The following is a 3,856-nucleotide window of genomic DNA, read 5'->3' as shown; positions in this document are numbered from 1 at the left end:
GGTGTGGGATAAAGATGTAATTTCCTATCAAAATAACTGTAACAAACCGGCGTTCCTTGCTGCTCTGATGATAACAAAGGCTCTAAAGAAACATGGTCCTTACACTCCAATGCAAGCTTGTGATGTTGATCAGAACTCAAATAAACGTTTTTGATTTTAACAGCTGTTTCAATAGGGCGGGTAGTGCTTGCATCATAAACACCTTGTCCCGCCCGTGTCTCAAACACCACATCACGGCTTTCGTTAAAGTAAAAGGTCTCCCGTTCACAAAAACGAATGGCTGCAAAAATACTTTCTTGGATTTGTTGAACATACTCATCCGCTATGTCATCAATCTCATCTTGGATAACTGACACTAAGTGCGAAAGTGTTCTCTTATGGCGATAAACATCTCGCTTTACTGGTATTGGTCCTCCGGTCTTAACCCGAATATAATGACGTGTCATCAAAATACCTTTCTGTAAAAATTATTACTATTGATATTATATATTTTGTGTAGTATAGTGCACTGATGGTAGCGATAATAAAAACAACAGATGAATTCGATAACTGGTTAGAAAAGCTTAAAGACAGAAAAGCTGCTAATATAATTCTTGCAAGGCTTCATAGAATTCGTTCAGGGCTTTTGGGTGATGCAAAGTTTTTTAATGGTATAGGTGAATTACGTATCCATTATGGTGCTGGTTACCGAATTTATTTTACAAAAAAAGGCGATAAAATCATTATATTGCTTTGTGGTGGTGACAAATCCACACAATCCAGTGATATTCAAAAAGCCTTATCTCTTTTAGAGGATCTTAAAAATGAAATTGAAAACCTTTAACTTTGAAAAACACCTCACAACACCAGAATCTCAAGAAGTCTTTTTAAATGAAGCCTTCAAAACTGGTGATGCTGCTCATATAGCAGATGCCCTTGGTATTGTTGCACGTGCTCAAAATATGAGAGCCTTAGCAAAAGAAACCAATCGTGAACGCAGTGGTTTATATCGCTCCTTAAGTAAGACTGGTGATCCTAAACTTTCTACCTTAGTCGCTGTGTTATCTGCCCTTAATTTGCAACTTAGTGTACAATCTACTCCATAAATCGTGAGGGGAATAAGTCTTCCCCTATACCTCTCAGTGATTAGTCACGAATTCAACGACTATACTTGCTTGCCCAGCTTGTACTGTTTTGTCCGCTTTGGCATAGAGAGTAAGTTCTTCATCATAAGGAATAAACTCCTTCTGATTGGTAGGCTTAACCTCTTTTACTGCCTGTTGTTTGATTTCTGCTTCACCAAACTCATTGCCGCCAGCAGTGCACCCTATTTTTACCTTCGTGTCCGAAAATGCTGTCTTGACATACACTTTAATTGAAGTGATCAAAGCACCACGAGGTAGCGTGCCTATTCTCATAGCGTTTTCTTTATCTTCATAGCTAAAATTAAGCCGCAAAAAACTTACCTGTTGGGTATGAAGATTTCTCCCTTGCAAGGGCTGTGGTAAATAATCTGCCATGTTTTATCCCCTCAATGATTTGTCACAAATTGCACAACCACAATACATTCACCAGCCGCAGTTGTTTTATCCCGTGTTGCATAAAGGATCATCTCCTTATCATCTGCAACAAAAGACTTTTGATCTGTTGGCGTAAAATCTTGCGTGCCTTGGGCTTTGATGTCTTTTTCTCCAAACTCATTGCCGCCATAGGTGCTACCTATCTTCAACTTCGCTTCTGAAAACGCTGTCTTGACAAAAGCTTTAATTGAAGTGATCAAAGCGCCACGAGGCAAAATTCCTATTTTCTCCGTAAGATGCTTATCTTTATGAGAGATATTCAAACGTAAGAAACTCACCTGTTGGGTGTGAAGATTTCTCCCCTGTAGTGGAGGTGGTAAATGATCTGCCATGTCTTGCTTCCTCCCTATGATTAATTATCAGGTTCACCACTGTAGGTGGGGATAACAATCGTTCCAAAATCTTGCGCTGCTTGAGAGCTATTTGGAAATTTGAAACGGGTTTTCTTCATGCCAATCAGTGTTTTCGCAGACAAACCATAGTAACGTTGATAGTCGAAATGCTCTTCCACCAATTTATAGCGATTGACATTGCGATTGTTCCCAAAAGCCATAACGATACTCTGTGCACCAAGCAAAACAGCGCGACGCACACTTTTTTTCGCTGTATGATCGGTAGATTTAACCCCATGGGTGACATGTTCAGATTCACGTAAAATCACACCATTATACATGCCTAAAGAACCATCAAAGATTGGGTTTTGCGCACGAGAGCCTGTGTAAGCAGCTTTCTGAATATCAAGCCACTGACCAGTCTCTGTATTGGTACGCAATTGCATCACTTGTGTTGGATGCAAATAGAGAACATAAACACTCTCCCCATTCACACGCACTGGTCGAATTTTGGGATTAGCAAGTTTCGCCATTTTTACAGCTTCGTCAATAAGCTTCAAACTAAAGCTGTGTTTTGGCGCTTCACTTAGCTCTTCATCCTTGGTTTTACTATCTGGACGGATAATTCGCTTACTGCTTGGTGCCAGAGGTTCATTAAATCCATAATGCACATTCTCGATATCTATCATCCGACCTTCAAAAGAGATTGTCCTTGCTGTATATCCACAAGCTTGAATGAAAAACATCAAGCTTAAGCGATCTGCATACCAATCAACCAAGCCATCTTTTGCTTCGTCACGCAAATCAAATGTTGTACGTTGCTGCGCTATACTACCTTCATTTTCTACACGAACTGCATGCGAAAGCTCGTCAATATACAATCTGTCATGAAGGAATTGTAATGCCTCTTCATTCCCTTCAAGCGTCTGTCCTGAGGTGACACCCCGTCCCAAAAGCTGTGCACGCAAGCTAAATGTAACACAATCTCCTCTGCCCTTCTGTGTTTCAGTTTTAAGTTGAATAATGCTGTTTGAACCCTTGCCTATAAGAGGGGCAATAGGTATCGCCTTTGAAACTTCTGTATTTAATAATTTTGACCACGTGCTTATCGCATGAGGATCATCTGCTCTAACTGTTGTTAATGCCATTGATTTAACCTTTCTTTGCTGTAAAAAAAAACCGGCTTAAAAGCCGGACTATCAACCTGCATAAAACAGGCTAGTTTCTATAAAAAAAGCGCACTTAATACCCGTTACCTGCACCATGTAATTGCCGGAATATTTCTTTATTTCTCGGAATGGATATCCAAGCGTCAAATTCTTCTTCTGACATCCTATCAATGCTTGCTAAAGTCATTGGTCCAACACTCCCCCCTCCACCAGATGCCGTCAAAGTCCGCGCAGAATTCTGACGACTTTGAAGCTCTGCTACCTGATTATTGGCTTGCACTGCTTGGTTCTGATAGCCAAGGTTTTGTGCTATCCTATAAATCTCTTCTGCCGGATTGAGATCTCTTTGTGCACAAGTCGCTACAAGCGCATGCAATTGATCTCTTATAATCGCATCTATTGTGTTTTGTTGTCCATACTCAGGATAAAGTGATGACCAAGAACTCAATTCCTTTGCACGCGCCTCATAAAGAAAATTTGCCGCGGCATCAAAATCACTGGATTTATTTTGAAACGACTTAACAGAATTATTGAAAAATTCACCAAGACGCATATCGTGCTGCTGCTGTTCCTCAGCTTGCCTTAGCGCTTCTTTCTGTTCCCTAATATACGCATCCTGCTCTCGAATCTTTGTTCCCATCCAACTCATATAGCCAATAATGTCTTGTGTAGGGTCTGGGGGTGCATTTTCACCTTCAACCATTGGCGTCTGGGATTGGGGTTCATAAAACTTGATAAGCGCTTCACGGGCTTGTTTAGCTTGCTCGATAGAGCGCTGCTGCTCTATACTAGGAAC

6 protein-coding genes and 1 pseudogene are annotated in these 3,856 nt (G+C 40.7%); 2 read left to right on the top strand and 5 right to left on the bottom strand.

The features are described 5' to 3' along the window. Positions 1–446, bottom strand: a pseudogene (locus tag ACFIKU_RS09375) (hypothetical protein); the annotation flags it as partial. Between the two features lie 65 nt (positions 447–511). Between ACFIKU_RS09375 and ACFIKU_RS09370 the strand changes: the two are divergent. Together ACFIKU_RS09370 and ACFIKU_RS09365 are read left to right on the top strand one after the other, a co-directional pair. After that, positions 512–823 carry a type II toxin-antitoxin system RelE/ParE family toxin gene (locus ACFIKU_RS09370; RefSeq protein WP_017196508.1) on the top strand — a complete coding sequence of 104 codons (312 nt, stop codon included), beginning with the start codon at positions 512–514 and terminating at the stop codon, positions 821–823. Beyond that, the gene (locus ACFIKU_RS09365; protein ID WP_375657347.1) at positions 804–1,085 is read left to right on the top strand and encodes an addiction module antidote protein; all 282 of its coding nucleotides are present in this window, start codon (positions 804–806) and stop codon (positions 1,083–1,085) included. Before ACFIKU_RS09370 ends, ACFIKU_RS09365 begins: the two co-directional genes overlap by 20 nt. A gap of 33 nt (positions 1,086–1,118) precedes the next feature. On the opposite strand, the gene ACFIKU_RS09360 is transcribed toward ACFIKU_RS09365, so the two are convergent. The 4 genes from ACFIKU_RS09360 to ACFIKU_RS09345 form a co-directional block, all read right to left on the bottom strand. Further along, positions 1,119–1,499, bottom strand: coding sequence for a hypothetical protein (locus ACFIKU_RS09360; RefSeq protein WP_375631879.1), 381 nt, complete (start codon positions 1,497–1,499; stop codon positions 1,119–1,121). A gap of 11 nt (positions 1,500–1,510) precedes the next feature. After that, positions 1,511–1,891, bottom strand: coding sequence for a hypothetical protein (locus ACFIKU_RS09355; protein WP_375657346.1), 381 nt, complete (start codon positions 1,889–1,891; stop codon positions 1,511–1,513). A 20-nt stretch (positions 1,892–1,911) separates the two neighbouring features. Then, positions 1,912–3,039 carry a N4-gp56 family major capsid protein gene (locus ACFIKU_RS09350; protein ID WP_208439718.1) on the bottom strand — a complete coding sequence of 376 codons (1,128 nt, stop codon included), beginning with the start codon at positions 3,037–3,039 and terminating at the stop codon, positions 1,912–1,914. A 94-nt stretch (positions 3,040–3,133) separates the two neighbouring features. Further along, the coding region (locus tag ACFIKU_RS09345) for a hypothetical protein (RefSeq protein WP_375657345.1) at positions 3,134–3,856 on the bottom strand (723 nt) is incomplete at its 5' end.

The organism is Bartonella sp. CM120XJJH (assembly GCF_042194715.1).
Lineage (GTDB): Bacteria > Pseudomonadota > Alphaproteobacteria > Rhizobiales > Rhizobiaceae > Bartonella.
This window is presented reverse-complemented; position numbering and strand designations above follow the sequence as displayed.

Coding starts and splice junctions, on each gene's coding strand:
- ACFIKU_RS09350 (WP_208439718.1), bottom strand. CDS start 3,039: ATGGCATTAACAACAGTTAGAGCAGATGATCCTCATGCGATAAGCACG.
- ACFIKU_RS09370 (WP_017196508.1), top strand. CDS start 512: ATGGTAGCGATAATAAAAACAACAGATGAATTCGATAACTGGTTAGAA.
- ACFIKU_RS09355 (WP_375657346.1), bottom strand. CDS start 1,891: ATGGCAGATCATTTACCACCTCCACTACAGGGGAGAAATCTTCACACC.
- ACFIKU_RS09365 (WP_375657347.1), top strand. CDS start 804: ATGAAATTGAAAACCTTTAACTTTGAAAAACACCTCACAACACCAGAA.
- ACFIKU_RS09360 (WP_375631879.1), bottom strand. CDS start 1,499: ATGGCAGATTATTTACCACAGCCCTTGCAAGGGAGAAATCTTCATACC.